General features: G+C 74.3%; 5 protein-coding genes and 1 pseudogene. 1 reads left to right on the top strand and 5 read right to left on the bottom strand.

From position 1 onward, the window contains the following. A partial coding sequence (locus AC2CJA_RS25435; RefSeq protein ID WP_484605017.1) for an acetyl-CoA carboxylase biotin carboxylase subunit occupies positions 1–1,131 on the bottom strand: 1,131 nt, incomplete at its 3' end. Positions 1,132–1,505: 374 nt separating this feature from the next. On the opposite strand from AC2CJA_RS25435, the gene AC2CJA_RS25430 reads away from it, so the two are divergent. Further along, positions 1,506–1,784, top strand: a complete 279-nt coding sequence (locus tag AC2CJA_RS25430) for a hypothetical protein (protein WP_484605016.1) — start codon at positions 1,506–1,508, stop codon at positions 1,782–1,784. Between the two features lie 177 nt (positions 1,785–1,961). Here the strand turns inward: AC2CJA_RS25430 and AC2CJA_RS25425 are convergent, their stop codons facing one another. The 4 genes and pseudogenes from AC2CJA_RS25425 to AC2CJA_RS25410 form a co-directional block, all read right to left on the bottom strand. Beyond that, positions 1,962–2,576, bottom strand: a complete 615-nt coding sequence (locus AC2CJA_RS25425) for a nucleoside triphosphate pyrophosphatase (protein WP_484605015.1) — start codon at positions 2,574–2,576, stop codon at positions 1,962–1,964. A gap of 50 nt (positions 2,577–2,626) precedes the next feature. Further along, positions 2,627–2,695, bottom strand: a pseudogene (locus AC2CJA_RS25420) (hypothetical protein); the annotation flags it as partial. A 69-nt stretch (positions 2,696–2,764) separates the two neighbouring features. Next, on the bottom strand, positions 2,765–2,980 hold the full coding sequence (locus tag AC2CJA_RS25415) for an acyl-CoA carboxylase subunit epsilon (RefSeq protein WP_484605014.1): 216 nt from the start codon (positions 2,978–2,980) through the stop codon (positions 2,765–2,767). A 74-nt stretch (positions 2,981–3,054) separates the two neighbouring features. Continuing rightward, a partial coding sequence (locus tag AC2CJA_RS25410) for a carboxyl transferase domain-containing protein (RefSeq protein ID WP_484605013.1) occupies positions 3,055–3,553 on the bottom strand: 499 nt, incomplete at its 5' end.

The raw sequence follows: 3,553 nt of genomic DNA, 5'->3' as shown, positions 1-3,553 counted from the left end.
CGGGCCGATCACACTGCCGGACTCCACGCCGGCGTCCAGGCGCACGCCCGGACCGGTGGGCGGGTCGAACTTCGTCACGGTGCCGGGGGCGGGCAGGAAGTTCCGGCCGGGGTCCTCGCCGTTGACGCGGAACTCGAAGGAGTGGCCGCGCACCGGCGGGTCGTCGTAGCCCAGCGGTTCGCCGTCGGCGACGCGGAACATCTCGCGGACCAGGTCGATGCCGGTGACCTCCTCGGTGACCGGGTGCTCGACCTGCAGGCGGGTGTTGACCTCCAGGAAGGAGATGGTGCCGTCCTGGCCGACGAGGAACTCGCAGGTGCCGGCGCCGACGTAGCCGGCCTCCTTCAGGATGGCCTTGGAGGCGCGGTACAGCTCGGCGTTCTGCTCGGCCGTCAGGAACGGCGCGGGGGCCTCCTCGACCAGCTTCTGGTGGCGGCGCTGCAGCGAGCAGTCACGGGTGGAGACGACCACCACGTTGCCGTGCTTGTCGGCCAGGCACTGCGTCTCCACGTGCCGGGGCCGGTCCAGGTAGCGCTCCACGAAGCACTCGCCGCGGCCGAAGGCGGCCACCGCCTCGCGCACCGCGGAGTCGTACAGTTCGGGAACCTCCTCCAGCGTGCGGGCGACCTTCAGACCGCGCCCGCCGCCGCCGAAGGCGGCCTTGATGGCGATCGGCAGCCCGTGCTCCTTGGCGAAGGCGACGACCTCGTCCGCGCCGCTCACCGGGTCGGGGGTGCCGGCCACCAGCGGGGCGCCGGCGCGCTGGGCGATGTGGCGGGCGGCGACCTTGTCGCCCAGGTCGCGGATGGCCTGCGGCGGCGGGCCGATCCAGTTCAGCCCGGCGTCGATGACGGCCTGGGCGAAGTCGGCGTTCTCCGACAGGAAGCCGTAGCCGGGGTGGACCGCGTCCGCGCCGGAGTCGGCCGCGGCCTTGAGCACCTTGTCCATGTCCAGGTAGCTGGTGGCGGGGGTGTCACCGCCGAGCGCGAAGGCCTCGTCCGCCACCCGCACGTGGAGTGCGTCCCGGTCCGGGTCGGCGTAGACGGCCACGCTCGCGATCCCGGCGTCCCGGCAGGCCCGGGCGACCCGGACAGCGATTTCACCGCGATTGGCGATGAGCACCTTGCGCACGATGGCTTCCTCCTTGGCGCTGGGCCGCAACATATGAGCGATGTGATTTTAGATACCGGCGACACCACAGGCCGAGTCGCCCGAGGGGGTGAGCTTGCCCACACAGAATGTGAACCCCCGGAGTCCGGGGGGCCCAAATCCCTTGTGGGTACACGGTACGCCGGGATCTCGCGTTCGACTGGAGATCTCCGGTGTGGTCAAGGTTACTGTCCGAGAGGGGTACGAGCGCGCCGGATGCTTTGTGGGATTCCTACGAACGGCAGGGTGATTCTTTGCCGGGGCGCGAAGTATTCCCCGGAGCGTTACCCGTTAGTAGCATGCGCGCTGTCGTGGGCGGCCGGCGCGCGCCCACGGGACGGCGGGCGGGGGACGGGATGACGCACAGGAGGCTGGTGGCCCTGACGGCGGCCGCCGTACTCGCGGCCGAAGCCGTCGGCGCCGGGTGGCTGCACCGGGTCCTGGGCCTCATGGCCGACCGTCGGCAGATGCCCCCGGCCGGACTCGACCCGCGCCTGACGGCCGTCTCCACACGGGCCGGCGGCGTGCTCACCGGCGCCTGCCTGCTGCTGTGCGCGGCGCTGCTGCTGTGCGCGGCGCTGCTGCTGCGCACGGGGCTGACCGACCGGCCGCCCGCCCCGCCCGCGCCCTGCTGACCGCCGCGGCCGTGGTGCACGGAGTGCCCGGCGCCCTCGGCGCTCTCGGCGTCGGACCGGTGGGCCGGGGGGCGTTCGCGGCCATGATGCTCGTGCCGGGGCTGCTGGTGCTGACCCTGATGGCGTACGGCCCCCGCGGCCGTACGCGGGAGGCGCGGGGGCCGGCCGGGCCGCCTCTCACGCCCACAGCTCCGTGACGGGTACGCCCAGTTCGGCCAGGAGGCGGCGCAGCAGCGGCAGCGACAGCCCGATGACGTTGCCGTGGTCGCCCTCGATGCCGTCGACGAAGGGGGCCGAGCGGCCGTCGAGGGTGAAGGCGCCCGCGACGTGCAGCGGTTCGCCGCTGGCGACGTAGGCGGCGACCTCCTCGTCGCTCGGCTCGCCGAAGCGGACGGTGGTGGCGGCCGTCGCCGAGGCACGGCGGCCGCCGGCCGTGTCCACCACGCAGTGCCCGGTCACCAGGACGCCCGCCCGGCCGCGCATGTCCTTCCAGCGGGCGATGGCCTCCTCGGCGTCCGCCGGCTTGCCCAGTGGACGCCCGTCCAGCTCCAGCACGGAGTCGCAGCCGACGACGAGCGCGCCGGCGGCCTCGGGCCGCCCGGCCACGGCGTCCGCCTTCGCCTCGGCCAGCAGCAGGGCCAGCTCGCCCGGCGTGGGGGCGTCCAGGGCGTCCTCGTCCACGCCGCTGACGATCACCTCGGGCGCCATCCCCGCCTGCCGGAGCAGCCCGAGCCGGGCGGGGGACCGGGAGGCGAGGACGAGGCGGCGACGGGGCGCGGTGTTGTGGGCCATACCACCCATCCTAGGAAGCCTCCCGGGCGCCCCGGGCCGGGGCCGCCCGTTCACAGCAGCAGGAAGACCGCCACCATCGCGACGGCGAGCAGCCAGCCGGTGCGGCGGAGCATCACCTGGGCGGTGCGCTGCTACTCGGGGGGTTCGTCGGCCCGGCCGTGTGGAGGCATGTCTCCTCGGCGGGCGGGTCAGGCGGGCCAGTACGCCGTCCGCCAGGCCCGCGGGCCCGGGTGCGGCAGACGGCGGCCGGGGACGGTGCGGGCCGGGTCCGACCACTCCGAGCCGCGCTCGCCGGCGGACCCGCCGGGGCCCGCCGCCGCGAGGGCCGCGGCCCGGGTACGCACCACCGCCAGGGCGGCGGCCAGTTCCTCGGGGGTCGGATTGCCGCGTACGACCTTGATCACGTCACGGTCTCCTCGCTGTCGCGGGCGGTCAGGGCGCTCGGGGCGGTCAGGTTGGTCACAGGGGGGCAGGGTGGTCAGAGCGGGATGTTGCCGTGCTTCTTCGGCGGCAGCGACTCGCGCTTGTTGCGCAGCGAGCGCAGCCCCCGCACGATGTGGCGGCGCGTCTCGGAGGGCACCACCACGGCGTCCACGTACCCGCGCTCGGCGGCCACGTACGGGTTGAGCAGGGTGTCCTCGTACTCGGCGGTCAGTCCGGCCCGCAGCTCCTCGCGCTCCTCGTCCGTCCCCGCGGCCGCCAGCGTCCTGCGGTGCAGGATGTTGACCGCGCCCTGCGCGCCCATCACCGCGATCTGGGCGGTGGGCCAGGCGAAGTTGAGGTCGGCGCCCAGGTGCTTGGAGCCCATCACGTCGTACGCGCCGCCGAACGCCTTGCGGGTGATGACGGTGATCAGCGGCACCGTCGCCTCGGCGTAGGCGTAGATCAGCTTGGCGCCGCGCCGGATGATGCCGCCGTACTCCTGGTCGGTGGGGGCGCGGTTCCCCGCCCCCGCCCCCAAGGTCTGCGCCGGGGCG

It is taken from the genome of Streptomyces sp. ATLC9 (genome assembly GCF_057196705.1).
The sequence above is the reverse complement of the archived record's forward strand: the minus strand, read 5'-3'. Positions and strand labels throughout refer to the sequence as shown.